The 17,464-nt window shown below is 62.3% G+C and carries 18 protein-coding genes and 1 pseudogene; 7 read left to right on the forward strand and 12 right to left on the reverse strand.

Annotated features, from left to right (window positions below; all coding sequences use genetic code 11):
- Nucleotides 1-31: 31 nt before the first annotated feature.
- Nucleotides 32-160 (forward strand): annotated as a pseudogene (locus DPM33_RS36945) (aldo/keto reductase); the annotation flags it as partial.
- A 131-nt stretch (nt 161-291) separates the two neighbouring features.
- On the opposite strand, the gene ssuD reads toward DPM33_RS36945, so the two are convergent.
- Genes ssuD through tauA form a run of 4 tightly spaced genes read right to left on the reverse strand, consistent with a single transcriptional unit; the run spans nt 292 to nt 4,206 of the window.
- Nucleotides 292-1,452: an FMNH2-dependent alkanesulfonate monooxygenase gene (gene ssuD, locus DPM33_RS13580; protein WP_112097939.1), complete on the reverse strand. Its 1,161-nt coding sequence runs from the start codon at nt 1,450-1,452 to the stop codon at nt 292-294.
- 44 nt (nt 1,453-1,496) lie between these two features.
- Complete coding sequence (locus tag DPM33_RS13585; RefSeq protein WP_112097940.1) at nt 1,497-2,345, reverse strand: ABC transporter permease subunit; 849 nt, start codon at nt 2,343-2,345, stop codon at nt 1,497-1,499.
- Complete coding sequence (locus tag DPM33_RS13590; protein ID WP_112097941.1) at nt 2,342-3,136, reverse strand: taurine ABC transporter ATP-binding protein; 795 nt, start codon at nt 3,134-3,136, stop codon at nt 2,342-2,344. Before DPM33_RS13590 ends, DPM33_RS13585 begins: the two co-directional genes overlap by 4 nt.
- Nucleotides 3,137-3,195: 59 nt before the next feature.
- Nucleotides 3,196-4,206, reverse strand: coding sequence for a taurine ABC transporter substrate-binding protein (tauA, locus tag DPM33_RS13595; protein ID WP_112097942.1), 1,011 nt, complete (start codon nt 4,204-4,206; stop codon nt 3,196-3,198).
- 413 nt (nt 4,207-4,619) lie between these two features.
- Here tauA and DPM33_RS13600 point away from each other — a divergent pair, with 413 nt between their 5' ends.
- Entirely contained in the window at nt 4,620-4,832 is a 213-nt protein-coding gene (locus tag DPM33_RS13600; protein WP_112097943.1) for a hypothetical protein, read from the forward strand.
- Between the two features lie 96 nt (nt 4,833-4,928).
- Here DPM33_RS13600 and DPM33_RS13605 read toward each other — a convergent pair whose 3' ends face one another.
- From DPM33_RS13605 to DPM33_RS13615, 3 genes are read right to left on the reverse strand one after another with little or no spacing between them, the layout of a single operon-like run.
- Nucleotides 4,929-5,522, reverse strand: a complete 594-nt coding sequence (locus DPM33_RS13605) for a flavodoxin (protein WP_112097944.1) — start codon at nt 5,520-5,522, stop codon at nt 4,929-4,931.
- A 13-nt stretch (nt 5,523-5,535) separates the two neighbouring features.
- The gene (locus tag DPM33_RS13610) at nt 5,536-6,525 is read right to left on the reverse strand and encodes an aldo/keto reductase (RefSeq protein ID WP_112097945.1); all 990 of its coding nucleotides are present in this window, start codon (nt 6,523-6,525) and stop codon (nt 5,536-5,538) included.
- Between the two features lie 32 nt (nt 6,526-6,557).
- On the reverse strand, nt 6,558-7,718 hold the full coding sequence (locus tag DPM33_RS13615; protein WP_112097946.1) for an aldo/keto reductase: 1,161 nt from the start codon (nt 7,716-7,718) through the stop codon (nt 6,558-6,560).
- A 126-nt stretch (nt 7,719-7,844) separates the two neighbouring features.
- Between DPM33_RS13615 and DPM33_RS13620 the strand changes: the two genes are divergently transcribed.
- Nucleotides 7,845-8,735 (forward strand): LysR family transcriptional regulator, encoded by an 891-nt coding sequence (locus tag DPM33_RS13620; protein WP_112097947.1) that lies wholly within the window; start codon nt 7,845-7,847, stop codon nt 8,733-8,735.
- A gap of 54 nt (nt 8,736-8,789) precedes the next feature.
- On the opposite strand, the gene DPM33_RS13625 is transcribed toward DPM33_RS13620, so the two are convergent.
- From DPM33_RS13625 to DPM33_RS37745, 3 genes are all read right to left on the reverse strand, one after another.
- The gene (locus DPM33_RS13625) at nt 8,790-9,437 is read right to left on the reverse strand and encodes a class I SAM-dependent methyltransferase (protein ID WP_112097948.1); all 648 of its coding nucleotides are present in this window, start codon (nt 9,435-9,437) and stop codon (nt 8,790-8,792) included.
- Between the two features lie 24 nt (nt 9,438-9,461).
- On the reverse strand, nt 9,462-10,484 hold the full coding sequence (locus DPM33_RS13630) for an aminopeptidase (RefSeq protein WP_245442133.1): 1,023 nt from the start codon (nt 10,482-10,484) through the stop codon (nt 9,462-9,464).
- Nucleotides 10,485-10,601: 117 nt separating this feature from the next.
- Nucleotides 10,602-10,910, reverse strand: a complete 309-nt coding sequence (locus DPM33_RS37745; protein ID WP_112097950.1) for a DUF899 family protein — start codon at nt 10,908-10,910, stop codon at nt 10,602-10,604.
- Nucleotides 10,911-11,092: 182 nt separating this feature from the next.
- On the opposite strand from DPM33_RS37745, the gene DPM33_RS13640 reads away from it, so the two are divergent.
- The 4 genes from DPM33_RS13640 to DPM33_RS13655 are packed head-to-tail and all read left to right on the forward strand — an operon-like array spanning nt 11,093 to nt 16,299.
- Nucleotides 11,093-11,668, forward strand: a complete 576-nt coding sequence (locus DPM33_RS13640; RefSeq protein WP_245442134.1) for a coiled-coil domain-containing protein — start codon at nt 11,093-11,095, stop codon at nt 11,666-11,668.
- 7 nt (nt 11,669-11,675) lie between these two features.
- A complete protein-coding gene (locus DPM33_RS13645; RefSeq protein ID WP_112097952.1) occupies nt 11,676-14,717 on the forward strand; it encodes an OmpA family protein in 3,042 nt (1,013 codons plus the stop codon).
- A 13-nt stretch (nt 14,718-14,730) separates the two neighbouring features.
- Entirely contained in the window at nt 14,731-15,225 is a 495-nt protein-coding gene (locus tag DPM33_RS13650; RefSeq protein ID WP_112097953.1) for a Rab family GTPase, read from the forward strand.
- 3 nt (nt 15,226-15,228) lie between these two features.
- Nucleotides 15,229-16,299: an adenylate/guanylate cyclase domain-containing protein gene (locus DPM33_RS13655; RefSeq protein WP_112097954.1), complete on the forward strand. Its 1,071-nt coding sequence runs from the start codon at nt 15,229-15,231 to the stop codon at nt 16,297-16,299.
- Between the two features lie 60 nt (nt 16,300-16,359).
- Here DPM33_RS13655 and DPM33_RS13660 read toward each other — a convergent pair whose 3' ends face one another.
- Together DPM33_RS13660 and DPM33_RS13665 are read right to left on the reverse strand one after the other, a co-directional pair.
- Entirely contained in the window at nt 16,360-16,602 is a 243-nt protein-coding gene (locus DPM33_RS13660; RefSeq protein ID WP_112097955.1) for a hypothetical protein, read from the reverse strand.
- Nucleotides 16,603-16,703: 101 nt separating this feature from the next.
- Entirely contained in the window at nt 16,704-17,453 is a 750-nt protein-coding gene (locus DPM33_RS13665) for a DUF899 domain-containing protein (protein ID WP_112097956.1), read from the reverse strand.
- Nucleotides 17,454-17,464 lie beyond the last annotated feature (11 nt).

The following is a 17,464-nucleotide window of genomic DNA, read 5'->3' on the forward strand; positions in this document are numbered from 1 at the left end:
AAGCGTAATTAAGCGCCTAATCGCTGGGCTCGCGAGGCGTTTGCGGACGGACCGCATCGATCTCTTGTATTAGCATCGCGTCGATCCGACCGTCCCCATCGAGGATGTCGCAGGCGTGATCAAGGATTTGATGACGGGAGGCAAAGTCCTCAACTGGGGCCAAAAGGCCTTCTGGCACTGACCAATCGCTGAGGTGCCCGCAAAGAGCGTCGCATGGCCGATGCGGTTGATGCCATAACGATGCAACCGCGACGGCGCACGCCATTTTCCTCGTTTGCCGCGTGAAGGACCTTACGAAGCGGACGCAGCGACCTTGGGGCGGGTGCCGCGTCCGAACTCGACGTCCCAGCTGCGTTCCGCCGGCGCGGCTTCGCCGCTCAGCCCGAGTTTCGGGAAAAGCAGTTCGGCGACGTTGAAGACCTCTTCCAGATGCGGGTAGGCGGACGCGATGATCGTTTCGATGCCGATCTCCTGATACTCGCGGACCCGCGCCGCGACATTGTCGGGATTGCCGACGAGCGCGGTTCCGGCGCCCCCGCGCACCAGCCCGGGGCCGGCCCACAGGTTCGGACCGACAACCAGCCTGTCCCGCCGGCCCTGATGCAGTGCCGACATGCGCTTTTGTCCGACCGATTCCGAGATGTTGACGAAGCCGTTCTGGGCTTCGGCGATCAGGTCGTCGGTGACGTGGCTGATCAGCCGGTCTGCTGCTGCCCAGGCCTCGTCCTCGGTTTCGCGCACGATCAGATGGATGCGCAGGCCGAAGCGGATCGTGCGGCCCTGCGCCGCCGCGGCCTTTTTCACGCGCTCGATCTTTTCGGCAAGCTGGTCGACCGGCTCGCCCCAGCTCAGATAGGCGTCCACATGCTTGGCGGCGATCGCGATGCCGGCATCGGAAGAGCCTCCAAACCAGAGCGGCGGATGCGGCTGCTGAATGGGCGGGAAGGAGATGTCGGTGCCATGCGCCGAAAGGTACTTGCCCTCGAAATCCGCCGGCTCGCCTGACAGGATCCGCCGCCAGATGGTCAGGAATTCGTCGGTCTGCGCATAGCGCTCGTCATGACCGAGCTTGTTGCCGTCGCCGGCAAGGTCCGCCGGATCCGCGCCGGTGACGACGTTGAGCAGTACCCGGCCGCCGGAAATGCGGTCCAGCGTGGCCGCATGGCGCGCGAACAGGGCCGGGGTCCCGCTGCCCGGCCGCAGCGCCACGAGGAACTTCAGCCGTTCGGTGAGCGGTATCAGGCCGGCGGCCACGATCCAGGCGTCCTCGCAGCGTGTCCCCGTGGGCAGGAGCACGCCCTTGAAGCCAAGCCGGTCGGCGGCCTGCGCGATCTCCTTGAGGTAGCCGAAGGTTGCCGGCCGGTGGCGCTCGTCGGTGCCGAGATAGGGGCCGTCGCCATGGGTCGGCAGGTACCAGTAGAGATCGAGCGGACGGGTGTTGTTGCCGGACATCGGATTGTCTCCTTCAGCGATTGTGGGATCGGGTCTAGCAAGCCTCAGAGCTTGCCTTTCCAAGGGATGAGGCGGTGTTCCAGCCAGCGCATGCCGCTGGTGAAGGCGAAGGCCAGCACGGCGATGACGATGAGGCCGACGAAGACGACGTCGGTCGCGAGGAAATTGGCCGCCGACATGATCATGTAGCCGAGCCCGGACTGGGCCGCGATCAGCTCGGCCGCGACCAGCGTCGACAGTCCGGCGCCGATGGCGATCTTCAGGCCGGTCAGGATCTCCGGCAAAGCGGATGGCAGGATGATGCTGGTGAAGAGTTGCAGCCGGCTGGCGCCGAGGGACAGCGCTGCGTTGATGCGTTCGACGGCCACCGACCGGACACCCGCCTGTGCCGCAAAGCAGATCGGGGCAAAGGTCGACAGCGAGAGCAGAACGATCTTGGAGGTTTCGCCGATGCCGAGCCAGATGATCAGCAGGGGCAAATAGGCGAGCGGCGGCAAGCCCCAGTAGAGATCGATCGGCACGCTGAAGATGCCCTTGACCCAGCGGTTGAGCCCCATCAGCAGGCCAAGCGGAATGCCGACGAAAATGCCGACGCCGAGCGCCGCGGCAATGCGGCCGAGGCTTGCCAGGGTGTGGTCGAGCAGCGTGCCGTTGGCATAGCCGTCGGCCGCGACGGCGTTGAACTGGGTCAGCACGTCGGCCGGCGACGGCAGGAACAGCGGCGACGCCCAGCCGAAGCGCGCGGCGAGGAACCACAATGCGATCAGCCCCGCCAGCGTGACCAGGCTGATGCCGAACGTGCTTGCCGATGCGGACCGGCGCGGCGGGGGAGACGGCCTTCGCTGGGCCGTCGCGGGCGGGAACGAAGTTCGGGAATTGGCGGCAAGCGTCATTGCAAGGTTCCTCTGCGGGCGCCTTCCGGCTGGTGGATGAGCGAGCGGATTTCCTGCCGCAGTTCGATGAAGCGCGGGTGGGATTGGATCGGCCCGATATCGCCGCTTTCGGCGAAGTCGCGCACGAAGTCGGCGTCGAAGCGGGCGACGATACGGCCCGGCCGGGGCGACATCACGACGATGGTCGTGCCGAGTGTGAGGGCTTCCTCGATCGAATGGGTGATGAACAGGATCTGCTTGCCGGTCTTGGCCCAGACCGAGGCCAGAAGCTGCTGCATCGTCTCGCGCGTCAGGCTGTCGAGGGCGCCGAACGGCTCGTCCATCAAGAGGATTTTCGGATCGGTGGCCAGCGCCCGGGCGATGCCGACGCGCTGGCGCATGCCGCCGGACAGTTCATAGGGCGGCTTTTCGGCGAAATCGGCGAGCCCGACCAGTTCCAAAAGGCGCCTCGACCGCTCATGGCGTTCGCCGCGCGACACGCCCCGGTACTTCAGGCCGAGCGCGACATTGTCCAGCACATTGGCCCAAGGCAGCAGGGTATCCTTCTGGAACACGACGCCGCGATCGCCGCCTGGCGCCACGATCTCCTGTCCGTCCAGCGTGATGGTCCCTTCGGAGAGCGGCAGGAAGCCGGCGATCGCGTTCAGCAATGTCGACTTGCCGCAGCCGGAAGCACCGACCGCGACGACGATGGAGGCGGGGGCGATATCGAGCGAGACGTGATCGAGCGCATGCACGTCCTGGCCGTCGGAAGCCGGGAAGGTGACGCTGGCATCGCGGATTCGTAGCATGATGGCCTCCGGGCGATTTGGCCGGCGCGCCGGCCAAATCGCGTTTCCTTCAAGGGTTGCTAGTTCGAGGCCTTGGCCACTGCCGCGTATTGCGGATCAGCGAAGACCGCGTAGCTGTCCTTGATCGAGGTGATCTTGTGCTGGTCCCTCAGGAAGCTCGCGGTGTCCTTGAGGATTTTCGCGACCGCGCTCTTCTCGCCACCGCCCAGCCATTTGTCGGAGACCTGTTCGTCGAGCGGCGGGACGACCGTCGTCTTCAACTGCTCCGAATTCTCGGCCGCCGTGCCACCCTGCAATTTCGCGATCAGCTTGGCGCTCTCGGAGTCCGGGCCCCAGGCGGCCGGGTTGCTCAGATAGGCCTGGTTGTAGCCGTCGATCAGCCGGACATACTGGCCGAGGAACTCCGGATTGGCCTTGGCGAACGCGCCGGTGACGACCAGCGCGCTGAAGGTCGGGGCGCCGCGATCGGCGACCTGGCCGGCCGTGAGCAGGACCTTGCCGTTCTTCTTCAGTTCGGACAGCGCCGGATCCCAGACGAAGCCGCCGTCGATGTCGCCACGCTTCCAGGCCGCGACGATCTCGGGCTGCGGAATGGCGATGACCTGGGTTTCCTTTTCGGAAATGCCTTCTTGCTTCAGAACGGCCAGAAGCTGGTAATGGTCGGTCGAGACTGGCGCCGCGGCGAGCTTCTTGCCGCGCAGGTCCGCCGGCGACTTGATTTCAGGCCGCACCACCAGGGCCTCGCCGTCACGCGAGACCGACGAGATGTAGAAGGCCTTCACGTCGATGCCCTTGCTGACGGCCGCCGAGAACGGGCTCGACCCGACATCGCCGATCTGGACGTCGCCGGATGCGATAGCGGCGAAGATGTCGGCGCCGGAATTGAAGCGGCGGAATTCGATGTTCCAGCCGGTCTTCTTGGCAAGGTCGCCATTGGCGATGCCGAGATTATAGGGGTTGGCGCCGGTCTGGTAGGCGATGACGACTTTCTTGTCGTCCCCGGCGTTCGCCGCGGTGTGCACGGATGCGAGGGCAAGCCCGAAAAGGGCGGCGGAAATCAATTTTCGCATGGGCTTTAAATCCTTTGAACTGAGGGCACAGCCTCGATTGCAGCCAACCAGAGCGGCTGTGAATTAAAGTCTACTAAGATTATAGAATTAGACAGGAATGATATTCCGAAAGGGCGATCCACGATGAAAAAGAATTGAGCTGAAATGCGGGGCGACGCTGGAGGGGCGTTCTACGCTGGGGAGGGCGGCTGGGTGGTCGCCCCTCGCTATCAACGGTACGGCAGTGGCCGTTCAGCCCACGCTCGATCGGAACCGGAACTCTGTGCGCCCGGGGATAAAGCCTGTCCGAATCCGGTGCCGAATGAAAACAGACCGGAGGCGCAACCCGGATACGTGTTTTGGCGTTAGGTGTCAGTTGCTGAATTTATCCACGTTGCAAGCGGTGGCAACGCCGCGAATGGGGAGCATGGTTCATGCCTCCACTGGTGCATTTTGTGATCAAGAACTTCGGTATGGGCGCGGTCATCGGATTGACGGTGGCGTGCTGGCTTGTGGCTTTCGGCGCTGTCGGCAGCCATATTCCATCAGGCAGTGGGGCTTATCTGGCTGTTGGGATGATCGCCTACTCGATGGCCTCTTGCTTCGGAATGGGATTTCTGGCCACAGCCCTGATGTTTCTCGAATAGGCCATTCGCCCAATGCCGGGACGATGCTAGCTCAATAGGAAGAGCCTGCCTCTCGGCGCAAAGCCGGCAGCGCTATGCTGGGGCAAAGCCGGCAAACTATTTGACGCTGAGCGTGTCCAGCCACCGCGTGACCCGCTCGACGGTTTGGCGTTCCTGAGGAGCCTGCATCGAAAACCCCTCTGCCAGGCTTGCTCGAGGAGCATGGCTGGCCACGACGGCCAGGCTGTTGCCGAGGCCATATCCGCCATGCGTGATGAAAGGAATGACGGTCTTGCCCGCAAGGTCGTGGGCGACGAGGAAGGAGCGAATGACAGGCGGCGCGGTCTCGCCCCAAATCGGGAATCCCAGAAACACCGTCGCATAGGCTGCAATGCCTGGGAGGCTCTCCTTGAGAGGCGGCCGGTCGCCGCGATCGCGTTCCTGCCGCGCCTGCTCGACGGTCGCGGAATAGTCGGCCGGATATGGTGTCGCCGGCGCGACCTCGAACAGGTCCGCCGGCAGGGTCCGGCTGAGCAGGCCCGCGATGACACGGGTGTTGCCGCTGCGCGAGAAGTAAGCCACCAGGGATCTGCTTTCCCCGAGCGGCGCGGCGTCGGCGGACGCGACTGAAGTCGCGCCACTGGCCGCGAGCGGCAACAGCAACGATGACATGAGGATTTTTCGCCTGGTCGGGTTGTCGGCATCGGTCACGGTGCAACTCCGATCAGAGTCCGGTCATCTTGAGCGCGGCCTCGGGCAGACGTTCGCCCCGCACCTCGATCTCGGCCAGGGCGTCGGCGAGTTCCCGCAGGTCTTGCGGGGAGAGCGCGACGTCGACCGCGCCGAGGTTCTCCTCGAGACGGTGCAGTTTGGTGGTGCCGGGGATCGGCACGACCCAGGGCTTTTGCGCGAGCAGCCAGGCCAGCGCGACCTGGGCGGCTGTGACACCCTTGCGCCCGGCCACATCCTTGACGACCTCGACCAGAGCCATGTTCGCCTTGCGTGCCTCGGGCGAGAAGCGTGGCACGTTGTTGCGGAAGTCGGACGGATCGAACTTCGTGTTCTCGTCGATCTTGCCGGTCAAGAACCCAGCCCCCAGCGGACTGAACGGAACGAAGCCGATGCCGAGCTCCTGGCAGAGCGGCAGGACTTCGGCTTCGGCGCCGCGGTAGAACAGCGAGTATTCACTCTGTATCGCCGTCAACGGCTGCACCGCATGGGCGCCGCGGATGGTCTGGCCTCCTGCTTCGGAAAGCCCCCAATGCTTGACCTTGCCTTCGGCGATCAAGTCCTTGACGGCGCCTGCCACGTCCTCAATCGGCATGTTCGGGTCGACGCGATGCTGGTAGAAGATATCGATGCGGTCGGTCTTCAGGCGCTTGAGGCTGGCCTCCGCCACCTGCTTGACGTGCTTGGGCTGGCTGTTGGTGCCGCCGGTGCGGGCGCCTGTCTTCAGATCGATGTCGAAGCCGAACTTGGTGGCGATCACCACCTCGTCGCGAATGGGAGCTAGCGCCTCGCCGACGAGTTCCTCGTTGACGAAGGGGCCGTAGGCTTCGGCCGTGTCGAACAAGGTGACGCCGCGATCATGGGCGGCGCGGATCAGTTTGATCATCTCCACCCTATCGGCGGGTGGCCCGTAGGCGGAGCTCATGCTCATGCAGCCGAGGCCGAGAGCGGAGACCTGGAGGTCTCCGAGTTTTCTGATTTTCATGGCAGTGTTCCTTTTGGATTTGTTGGTGCGGGTCAGGCCTTCTCCGGCGCTTCCACGCCCGAGAACACCTGGACGCTTTCAGGCAGGCGTGCACCTTTCGTCTGGATCGCTCCCAGAGAAGTATCGAATTCCGCAAGTTCATCCGGCGTGAACTGGACCGCGGTGGCGCCAATATTGTCGATCAGGTGCGGCATCTGTGTCGTGCCGGGAATGGGCACGATCCACGGCCTCTGTGCCATTAGCCAAGCCAGCGCCATTTGCGCCGGCGTGGCCTGCTTCCGCTCGGCCCAGCTCTTGAGCAGGTTCACCAGGGCCAGGTTTTGCGGCAGGTTGTCCGGCGCAAAGCGCGTCTCCAACCTGCGGATATCACCTTCCGCGAAGCGCGTATTCGCGTCGATGGCGCCGGTCAGGAACCCCACGCCAAGCGGGCTCCAGGGCACGAAGCCGATGCCGAGTTCCATGCATAGCGGCAGAACCTCTTGTTCCGGGCCGCGCCACAACATCGAATATTCGCTCTGGACCGCCGTGACCGGCAGCGCGGCATGCGCGCGGCGCAGTGTCTTCAGACCCATCTCGGACAGGCCCCAATGCAGGACCTTGCCCTCAGCCATCAGGTCCTTGACCGCACCGGCGACATCCTCAATTGGCACTTCAGGATCAACGCGGTGCTGGTAGAGCAAATCGATCCGGTCGGTGCGCAGGCGTTTGAGCATACCCTCGACGGCAAGCTTGACGTGGTCCGGGCGGCTGTTCAGCCCCGGGCGCCGCTCCCCGGTTTCCAGATCGATGTTCCAGCCAAATTTCGATGTAATCACGACGCTATCGCGGAATGGCGCGATGCCTTCGCCGAGGATGCGTTCCACCTCGTGGGGGCCGTAAGCCTCGGCTGCGTCGAAGAAGGTGACGCCGCGGTCGAAAGCCGTGCGAATGATTTTGATCATTTCCGGCCGCGGCGGAATGATCGTCTGATAGGTCCGGCTCATGTTCTGGACGCCGAGGCCGATGCTGGAAACCTCCAGCGAGGCGAGCTTGCGCCGCCCGCTCACGGATGCCGCGCCCGCGATGTTTGGGGCTTCAGCCTGTTGGGCCATGACCTGCGAGCCGGCGCCGGCGAGAAATGGCATCGCCGCGAGACTGCCGGTCGCGCCCAGGAAGCCGCGGCGCCCCATTCTCAAGATAGCTTCGCTTGCCATATCTGCGGATCCTTCCATCATGATCAGAGGAGTCTGGGGAACACGCGACGAAGATAGGGGCTGCGCCACTTTGCGATAAGTTGCTATAGTCTGCATGATCTTGTTAGGTGGGCTAATAAATAAGCCATGCAGAACTTCAACGATCTGGCTACGTTCGCATCCGTGGCCCGCGAACGGAGCTTCACCCGCGCCGCGGCCAAGCTTGGCGTATCGCCTTCGGCGCTCAGTCAGACCATCCGCAATCTCGAGGAGCGTGTCGGGCTGCGGCTTCTGATGCGGACCACGCGCAGTGTTGCGCCCACCGAGGCCGGCGAGCGCCTGTTGCGCACGCTGGCGCCCCGCTTCGAAGAGATCGAAGCCGAACTGGCTACCTTGAACGAACTACGCGAGAAACCCGCCGGAACGGTGCGCATCACAGCCGGCGAGCACCCGGCAATCTCCGTACTGCAACCCGCTCTGAAGCGCTTCCTGCCGGATCATCCAGATGTGCAAGTGGAAATCATCGTTGACTACGGCCTGACCGATATTGTCGCGGAGGGTTACGATGCCGGCGTGCGCATGGGCGAGCAGGTGGCGAAGGACATGGTGGCGGTCCGCATAGGGCCGGACATCCGCATGGCGGTCGTCGGCTCACCGGCATATTTCTCGCGCTTTCCCGCGCCGGAAACGCCGCACGACCTCGCTGCGCACAAATGCATCAACATGCGGATGCCGACCCATGGCGGACTGTTTCCGTGGGGTTTGGAGAAGCACGGCCGGGAAGTTAAGGTACGCGGCGACGGTCAGCTGGTGTTCAACAATCTGGGCATGCGCCTGAGTTCGGCTCTGGATGGCCTGGGGGTCGCCTATATGCCCGAGGACCAGGTTCTTCCCTACGTCGACACGGGGCGGCTCGTCAGGGTGCTGGAGGACTGGTGTCCTTACTTCCCAGGTTATCACCTCTACTATCCGAGCCGGCGGCACACGTCGCCGGCCTTGTCCCTGCTGGTGGACGTTTTGCGTCACCGAAGCGCCTGATTCAGTCAGTGCGTCCGTACGGCGGTCCGCCGCGCAAGACGCGGAGCCGCTGGCCTACAGCTTCCTGAAGAAGCCCGACAGGATATTCGGACCCGCTTCGCCGGGGCGCAGCCTGATCCCGTCCTCGAAACAGTTCAGCGTCACGCATTCGAAGCCGTAATGCGTAAGCAGTGCCACCAGCGAGCTACGGTCGAAATGGTGCAGGTGCTCGTTGGGCAGGCGCATGCGCCACTTGGCGAACCATGTGTCGCCGTCGGCGCCGAGCTCGCGCCAGCGGCAGTAAGGGACGGCGACGGCCAGGTGGCGGGCCTGAAGGCGGGATAGGAAACTCAAATCCGGGATGTGCTCGAGCACGTCGAACATGGCGACCAGATCCCACGCGCCGGCGAGCGCCTCTTCCCAATCGACGAAGCGGACGCCCTTCGGCAGGGGAAATTCAGCGATGTCGCAGCCGGCGCAATCGGCGACGCCGGTTATCTTGGCGGCCTCGATGAATGTGCCAGTGCCATATCCGATCTCCAGCACGGACCGAGGGATCTCGCCGGTGATGCCAAGCACCCAGCCAAGCCGCTGATAGCCGAGCTTGATGGTCCGGTCGCTCAGGTCCTCGTAATAGGAAATGTATTTTTTGTCGTACTTGATCGGCGTGAAGTCGATCTGGTGGATCACGCCGAACCTGTCCACCCCATAATTGTCCAGCATGCGTCCGCGCAGCCTCCGGAATGGTCAATGACAGGTCGCTGTGGCCTCGAGCGCTTCCGCTCGGGCAGGTCCGGGCAAATTTCCGATCCGTCGAACCGAAGCGTAGAACCGTGGATAGTCGCCGGAGCACAACTCGAACAAGCGGAGAAACGCCGGAACCTGTTCGCCGTAGACGGCGGTCGCGGCGAGCTTTGCGTTGTTGATCGGGCTGTCGAACCAGGCGTCGTATCCGCGGTATCCGCCCCAGCGCCTGTCGCGCATTTGCCGGTAGCGCATCCGCAGCCTGTCGATGGTGGCTGCTTTGGCGGCGGCCATCTGCGCCGGGCTGCGCGGGCTTCCATAGACCTGTTTCAGCTCTTCCCGGGTTTTCGCTATCAGTGCGAGAAAATCCGCCCTGCGCTTGCGATCGGCTTCGTAGCCGCGCAATCCGGCGCGATTGCCGGTGGCGTGCAGCCATTTCCTGGTGCCGGTGGTTTCGACGGAAACCGCGAAAGCCTCGTTGAACGCGGAGTCGTTGTTCACATAGACTTTCTGATGCGCCAGTTCATGAAAGACGAGGCTGGCGATATAGGTGTCGTCCTGGCGAAGCATGGTGCTGAGCAACGGGTCGCTGAACCAGCCCAAAGTGGAATATGCGGTAACGCCCGACACATAAACGTCCAGCCCCTGCCGCTGCAGTTCGGCGGCGCTGGCAATCGCGTCTTTCCGCGAAAAGTAACCCCGGTAGGGAACGCAGCCGAAGACCGGAAAGCACCATGTTATCGGCGTGAGCGAGAACTGCGGCGCGGCGAAGACGGCCAAGGTCACATTGTCCCGACCGATGTCGACATAGCTGCGGTAGCTGCTGTTGTCGGGCAGCGCCAGTTCTTCGGTGGCAAAGCGACGGATGGCGCTTGCCGAGGTCAACTTGGCACGCAATGCCTTTGGCGTCGATGGATCATGGATCAACTTTGCAACATCTTTGCGCGCCGCCATGATCTCAACATGGCCCTCCAATGACTGCGCATAATAGGAAATGCTGGTGCACCCGGTCACGCCGGACGCCATGATCAGAGCGGCAAGCATTCGTAAAACGCGCTTCACTGCTTGCCCACCGCTTGCTCATCCCCCTGGAGCAAATGTCCCCATTCGCGCCCGAGTCTCAAACAGGCGCGCCTGTTTTCGTCAAGACCCGGAGAGGCAGCGGGTCGGACTTTCGATTTTGGCAGGATTGGCAAATGCGGCCATTCGCCTACGAATTGACGGATTTTCACCGCAGCGCGGAGTCGGCGACATGCGGACTGTCCATTGGCGGCCGAGCGGGGTGACGCCGAGATAGCTCCACACGGTGCCAAACGCTTCGTCGCCGCGGTTTGTCGACGAAGTGGTGCAGAAGATGCGGTTGCCGTTGTGGATGACGACGTTGTGGCCGTGCCATTCATCGACGCCGAGGTCCTTATCCCAACTGTGCTTGGCTAGTCCAAAGACGAACAAGGGGCACCCGAATCGGCTCGGTTTCCGGCTTGCGGGTCGGGTATTTGTCTGACATGATTTACTGTTTTCTAATTTAGTCCGGCAAGTGGGGTGTCAGGATGGCTAAGGAACCTTCGAATGCCGCTGCGAGTAAAGCGGACGTAAATCTGATAGGTAATGCAGAGGGAAATGGCCTGAACTTCATGGCCTCCCAGGCTCGCGAGGGCGGGGCAGGCGGTGATGCTCCTGGTGTCGACAAGATACGCGACCTTTTGTTCGGCAATCAGATGCAGGATTACGACCGCCGCTTCTCCAAGCTTGAAGAGCGGTTCCTGCAACGCTTCAAGGATGTCGAGTCCGAAGCCAAGCGCAATCTTGAAACCTACGAGTCGAACGCCAAGAAGCAGGTTGACTCGCTGGCGACGCAGTTGCGCAACGAAAAGGATGCGCGCGCCGAGGCCGACAAGGAGATCGACCGCAATCTTCGCGATCAGAACCAGGCGCTCGAAAAGCAGGTGCGCGCGTTGTCGGATCAATTGAGCGAGCTCGAGCGCGAAATCGCGGATCGCATGAACAGAAGCGACCATCTGCTGCGCGAGGAGATCAAGCAGAAGAACGAAAGCGCTCAAATGCTGATGGAGAAGATCTTTTCCGACCTCAGCAACGTCAAGACCGACCGGAATCTTCTGGCCGGCCTGTTCGTCGAGGTCGCGAAATGTCTCAACCAGGATCCCGTCGGCAGCAAGGGCAATTCGGAGCGTGGCTGGAAAGTGAGTTGATCGGAACTTGACGTCGAGCGTCGAACCAATCAGCCTACCTCAAAGACAAGCTTCGAACGATACCGGAATTGATCGCGAGGCTTTGGCCCGCCTTTTGGTGGAAATTGCCCGGAACGTCGATCCGGACAACCATGCCCTTTACGAAGGAGTTCCAGCCGCCGACCATCGGCTGGAAAGACTCCGCCAGTTGCTCGTCGGCGTCGAAATCTCGGAGCTGTCACGCGTTACGCACCTGCTCGACGAACCCGAGCAGCTTGCCACCGCGGTGGGCAACGTTCTGCCCGAAGCAACTGCGCGTGCGTCCCATGCGCAACTTGGCGAGGCCCTTGCCCCGGCCGTCGAGAGGGCCGCGCAGCGATCCATCCAGAAGAACCCGAACACGCTAACGGATATATTGTATCCGGTGTTTCTGCCGGCCATTCGCAAGTCGATCGGCGAGAAGATCGACCAGACCTTCCAGTCGTTGAATGAGTCTCTAAGGCATATATTTACATGGCATGGATTGAAGTGGAGGTTTGAAGCCTGGCGAACGGGGACAAGCTTCTCGGCGGTTGTTCTCAAGCATTCTCTTATCTATCGCGTGGAACATGTCTTTCTCATCAGCCGCGCTTCCGGGCTGCTGATCGCGCATGTAACTTCCCAAGACGCAACCAGCGAAGACCCTCAACTGATTTCCTCGATGCTGAGCGCGATCCAGGATTTTGTGAGGGACTCCTTCAACGAGAAGGAAAATAGCGGCCTCGACACCATTCGGTTCGGGGAGCTTCGCCTTTGGTCGGAAGTCGGACAGTTTGCGACCTTGGTTGCGGTGATCCGGGGAAATCCCCCGGAGGAACTGCATGAAGTCATTCGCGATGTACTGCTTCGCATCCATCAAGAATCCTCGCGGGCCCTCGAGCGGTTCGACGGCGACAGTTCCCAGTTGCCCGGCGTGGAGACGCAGTTGCAGACCTGCGTCGAACTGCAGCACATGGATTCGAAAGAGGGATTTCCGTGGCTGGTGGTGACGGCAGCCCTGCTGGTTTTGACCGTGGCGGGCGGCTGGTTCTTTCTTTCCTGGCAAGCCGGGCAGCGCTGGCAGACCTATCTGTCGCGACTGGCGACGCAGCCGGGGATCGTCGTTTCCGAACAGAAAATTCGCGGCGGCCAGTTCTACATTGCCGGCCTGAGAGACCCGCTTGCCGTCGACCCGCAGTCGCTGTTGTCTGGGACAGAGGTCGATCCCGCTCGTGTTCATTCAAACTGGCAATTCTATCAGAGCCTCGAGCCGGTGTTCGTGTTGAAGCGGCTGACGGCGTCGCTGGCGCCGCCGGATTCGGTACGCCTTTCGGTCGCCAACGGTCGCATCGTTGCCGAGGGTGAGGCCACCACCACGTGGATCAACCGGGCGCGGGCCGCTGCCCAGCAGCTTTCGGCAGGCGGACCGGTCTTCGACATCTCCGGGGTCCGTGACGTGAGCGCCGAGGAGCGCTGGCAGGCCTATGTGTCGCGACTGGAGACCCAGCCTGGCATCGTCGTCGCCGATCAGAATGTGCGCGACGGCCAATTCTATATCACCGGTCTGAGAGACCCGCTTGCCGCCGACCCGCAATCGCTGTTGGCCGAAACGCAGGTCGATCCCTCGCGTGTTCATGCAAGCTGGCAATTCTACCAGAGCCTCGAGCCGCAGTTCGTGATGAAGCGGCTGACGGCGTCGCTGACGCCGCCGGATTCGGTGCGGCTTTCAGTCGTCGACGATCGCATCGTTGCCGCGGGTGAGGCCACCACCGCGTGGATCATCCGGGCTCGGGTCGCCGCCCAGCAACTTTCAGCTGGCGGACCGGTCTTCGACATCTCCGGGGTCCGTGACGTGAGCCCCGAGGAGCGCTGGCAGGCCTATGTGTCGCGACTGGAGACCCAGCCTGGCATCATCGTCGCCCAACAGAATGTGCGCGATGGCCAATTCTATATTACCGGCCTGAGAGACCCGCTTGCCGCCGACCCGCAGTCGCTGTTGTCGGGAACGGAGGTCGATCCCGCTCGCGTTCATGCAAGCTGGCAATTCTATCAGAGCCTCGAGCCGGTGTTCGTGTTGAAGCGGCTGACGGCGTCGCTGTATCCGCCGGACACGGTACGACTTTCGATCGTCAATGGCCGCATCGTTGCCGAGGGAGAGGCTCCCGACACCTGGATAGATCGAGCACGCGCAGCGGCTCGGCAGCTTTCAGCAGGCGGACCGGAGTTCGACATCTCCAAGGTTCGTGACGTGAGCCCCGATGCACGCGCGGCGGAGCACTGGCAGTATTATGTGTCGCGACTTGAGGCCCAACCGGGAATCATCGTCGCTCAACAAACGGAGAGGGGCGGACATTTCTACATTTCCGGTCTGAGAGACCCTCTTGCCGCCGACCCGCAAGCTTTGCTGTCGGGAACGGGGGTTGATCCTGCCCGCGTTCATTCACAGTGGCAATTCTATCAGAGTCTCGATCCGAAGTTCGTGGTGAAGCGGCTGACGGCGTCGCTGTCCCCACCGAAAACGATTCGGCTTTCGATCATCCAGGGTCGCATCGTTGTCGTGGGCGAGGCTTCTGCCGGCTGGATCAGCCGGGCGCAGGCCGCCGCCGAACAACTTTCGGCGGACGGAGTGGTTCTTGATGTCTCGCAGCTGCGCGAGCTGAACCTGGCGGAACTGAATCAATTGAGAGAGGCCATCCAGACGACCGATATTTTCTTCTCTTCCGGCAGAGTCGTCCCGGGACCGGAGCAGACGCCGGTACTCGACAGATTGGCTGATCAGTTGAAGGAATTCGCCGAGAATGCCCGCAAGGCAGGCGTGACGGCGCGGTTCATGTTGACCGGCCATTCGGACACAACGGGCCGTGAGACGGCCAACGCGTCGATCAGCGCCGCCCGCGCCGAGACAGTTCGCGCGCTTCTCAACAAGCGCGGCGTCGCTCCGGAACTGCTCTTGGTTCGGGGCGCCGGCACCTTTGAGCCGGCGGTGCCCGAAAATAGTCAAACGGGGAGCTCCACCAATCGCCGGGTCTCGATTACTGTGAATCTGGAATAGGGCGGAGCCCAGGATGCTGCAAAAGAAGATCTGCATGTTGGGCGGGTTTGCTGTCGGCAAGACGAGCCTGGTGCGCAGGTTCGTGCAAAGCATCTTCTCGGAAAACTACCTGACCACGGTGGGCGTGAAGATCGACAAGAAGAGCGTCGCCTTCCCCGACAAGACCGTCGACCTGATTTTGTGGGATCTGGCCGGCGAAGACGATATCGGCTCGTTCCGCGTCAGCTATGTGCGGGGTGCGACCGGGCTCGTGCTGGTCGTCGATGGAACCCGGCCCGCCACTCTCGGCGTGGCGCTTACGCTGCGCGAGCGGTGCGAGGCCGAATTCGGCGCCATGCCGTTCATATTGCTGTTCAACAAATCCGATCTGACCGATCGGTGGGCGATATCGGATGGCGAGATCGACGAACTGAAGCAACGAGGATGGCAAGTCTATCTGACAAGCGCGCTTTCTGGCGAACATGTCGAAGAGGCGTTTCGTCAGCTTGCGTCGATGGTCGCCAAGTAGACCATGGCCAGATTGCCGAAAGAAGTCAGAAGCTGGATATACGACTTCTTCTCCAATGAGCGCTTTGCCGCATACCTGAAAATCGATGCCCGGCAATGCATAGAAGCGAAGGGCGGCAACCTCGAGCATTACGGGCTCACGTCGCTTGGCACCGGCGAGCCCGTCGCCGGTCAGCTCGAAATCATGGAAGGGCTGCTGCCTTGCCCGGAGCTTCCATTCCATATGCCCATGATGGAACTGCCCGGCGGGCGTGTCGCGGACCTTCATTTCTTCGGCGACGACGGCTCGGTGTGGCTGGTCTTTCTCGACGCCACTGCCGAACGCGACCACCAGCAGCGGCTCCAGCAGAAGGCTTATGAAATGACGCTCCTGCAGGAGAGGGAGCGTCAACTCAATGCGAAGCTGCAAGCGACGAACGAGGCATTGAGGGAGAGCCAGGAGGGTCTGTCGCGCGAATACCGGCGCGCCGAATCACTGCTCCTCAATATTCTTCCGGCATCGATCGCGGAGCGGCTGAAAGCGGACGAGCAAATTGCGGACAACCACGCGGAGGTGAGTGTGCTTTTTGCTGACATCGTCAGTTTTACGGAAAGAGCGCGGAGCGTCGGGGCAGTGACGACGCTCGCTATTCTAAATTACTTCTTCAAGGCGGCGGATCTGCTCTCGGAACAACATGGCTGCGAAAAGATCAAGACCATCGGCGATTGTGTCATGGTGGTCGCTGGCCTGCCCACCGCTCGATCCGATCATGCGCAAGCCCTTGCGCACTATGCGCTTGAGCTGCGGGAGGCGGCCAGGCGCGAGCGCTTCGCGGGCGAACCGCTAAGTCTCAGGATTGGAATTCACTCCGGACCGATCGTGGCGGGCGTCATAGGCAAAAGGCGGTTTGTCTATGACCTGTGGGGCGACACCGTCAATCTCGCCGCGCGCATTCAGAGGGCCGCGGAGCCCGATGAAATCCGTATTTCGGATGGAACTCACAAACTGCTTGGACCAAATTTTGCCTGCGAGCCACTCGAGGAAACGGAATTGCGCGGTACAGGTCGTGTGCGAATGTGGCGGCTCCTGGCCTGATGCCGCTTGGCGGTGCCGACATTTGGCGTGTTCGGCGTACATTTGAGTACGTGTCAAACCTCATTCTCGTCTGGCAACAAGCCGCAGCCAGGGCACGAGGTGGAACGCTGCCATCAAAAGATACATCGGCACCATGCCGCTGAGCACAGAGGCTCCGGGGCCGGGCATGCACATCATGTCCTGGCCACCATAGGCAGCCGTGACCAGTGCCATCGTTGCAAAGGTCGGCGCCGCGGCGAGGCACAGCCAGTCGGCGAGGCCGAAGCCGCTCAGGCCGGCCGGACGAGGGGAGTCGATGCTCATGATAGCCACCTTCTGAAGCGGTCAGGTTTTCAAGCATGGGAACAAGGCGATGCGATCGACTCCGGCGGCGCGCGGGTTGCGCCGCCGGAGTCGCCTTATCCTCAGGCGTCCTTGTTGCGGAACGCCGCTTCGCCGGCATCCGACACCTCGACCCATCTCTGGTCGGGCGCGGCGCCTGCATCGTAATTGTCGTGCCAGTTCCACCACTTGTAGGTCTGGGTCTGCGGATAGCCCTCGGGCGAATCCTCCCACACCTCCTGGCGGCCGAGCGGCGTGATGTCGAGATAGCTCCAGACCGTGCCAAACGCTTCGTCGCCGCGGTTGTTGACGAAGTAGGTGCGGAAGATGCGCTTGCCGTCATGGATGAAGACGTTGTGGCCGTGCCATTCGTCGACGCCGAAATCCTTGTCCCAGCTGTCGGTGATGGTGTACCAGGGCATCTTCCAGTCCATCCGTTCCTTCAGCCGCTGGATGTCGGCCTGCGGCGCGCGCGAGGCATAGGCAAGCGTGGTGTCGCGGGCGTTGAGATGGGCGAGGTTGCCGACCTGGTCGGCGCCGAGCGAGCAGCCGCGGCAGGCATGTTCCGGCCAGCCGTAGACGCCCGGCTCGAAGAACGCGCGGTAGACGACGAGCTGGCGGCGCCCTTCGAAGAGGTCGAGTAGGCTCACCTTGCCGTTCGGGCCTTCGAAGACATAGTCCTTCTTGACTTCCATCCACGGCATCCGGCGGCGTTCGGCGGCCAAGGCGTCGCGGGCCCGCGTCAGGGTCTTTTCCTTCACCAGCATCTCTTCATACGCGCCTTCCCAGGCGTCCTGCGAAACGACCGGCGGTGTCTTCAAGTGTTGGGTCATTGCTCTTGTCC

The organism is Mesorhizobium hawassense, assembly GCF_003289945.1.
Taxonomy (GTDB): Bacteria; Pseudomonadota; Alphaproteobacteria; order Rhizobiales; family Rhizobiaceae; genus Mesorhizobium; species Mesorhizobium hawassense.

What these genes read in the sequence shown, in the direction of transcription:
- DPM33_RS13620 (WP_112097947.1), top strand. Translation starts at nt 7,845, where the DNA reads ATGCAGAACTTCAACGATCTGGCTACGTTCGCATCCGTGGCCCGCGAA.
- DPM33_RS13665 (WP_112097956.1), bottom strand. Translation starts at nt 17,453, where the DNA reads ATGACCCAACACTTGAAGACACCGCCGGTCGTTTCGCAGGACGCCTGG.
- DPM33_RS13640 (WP_245442134.1), top strand. Translation starts at nt 11,093, where the DNA reads ATGGCCTCCCAGGCTCGCGAGGGCGGGGCAGGCGGTGATGCTCCTGGT.
- tauA (WP_112097942.1), bottom strand. Translation starts at nt 4,206, where the DNA reads ATGCGAAAATTGATTTCCGCCGCCCTTTTCGGGCTTGCCCTCGCATCC.
- DPM33_RS13610 (WP_112097945.1), bottom strand. Translation starts at nt 6,525, where the DNA reads ATGAAAATCAGAAAACTCGGAGACCTCCAGGTCTCCGCTCTCGGCCTC.
- ssuD (WP_112097939.1), bottom strand. Translation starts at nt 1,452, where the DNA reads ATGTCCGGCAACAACACCCGTCCGCTCGATCTCTACTGGTACCTGCCG.
- DPM33_RS13625 (WP_112097948.1), bottom strand. Translation starts at nt 9,437, where the DNA reads ATGCTGGACAATTATGGGGTGGACAGGTTCGGCGTGATCCACCAGATC.
- DPM33_RS13600 (WP_112097943.1), top strand. Translation starts at nt 4,620, where the DNA reads ATGCCTCCACTGGTGCATTTTGTGATCAAGAACTTCGGTATGGGCGCG.
- DPM33_RS13650 (WP_112097953.1), top strand. Translation starts at nt 14,731, where the DNA reads ATGCTGCAAAAGAAGATCTGCATGTTGGGCGGGTTTGCTGTCGGCAAG.
- DPM33_RS13590 (WP_112097941.1), bottom strand. Translation starts at nt 3,136, where the DNA reads ATGCTACGAATCCGCGATGCCAGCGTCACCTTCCCGGCTTCCGACGGC.
- DPM33_RS13615 (WP_112097946.1), bottom strand. Translation starts at nt 7,718, where the DNA reads ATGGCAAGCGAAGCTATCTTGAGAATGGGGCGCCGCGGCTTCCTGGGC.
- DPM33_RS13655 (WP_112097954.1), top strand. Translation starts at nt 15,229, where the DNA reads ATGGCCAGATTGCCGAAAGAAGTCAGAAGCTGGATATACGACTTCTTC.
- DPM33_RS13630 (WP_245442133.1), bottom strand. Translation starts at nt 10,484, where the DNA reads ATGGCGTCCGGCGTGACCGGGTGCACCAGCATTTCCTATTATGCGCAG.
- DPM33_RS13585 (WP_112097940.1), bottom strand. Translation starts at nt 2,345, where the DNA reads ATGACGCTTGCCGCCAATTCCCGAACTTCGTTCCCGCCCGCGACGGCC.
- DPM33_RS13660 (WP_112097955.1), bottom strand. Translation starts at nt 16,602, where the DNA reads ATGAGCATCGACTCCCCTCGTCCGGCCGGCCTGAGCGGCTTCGGCCTC.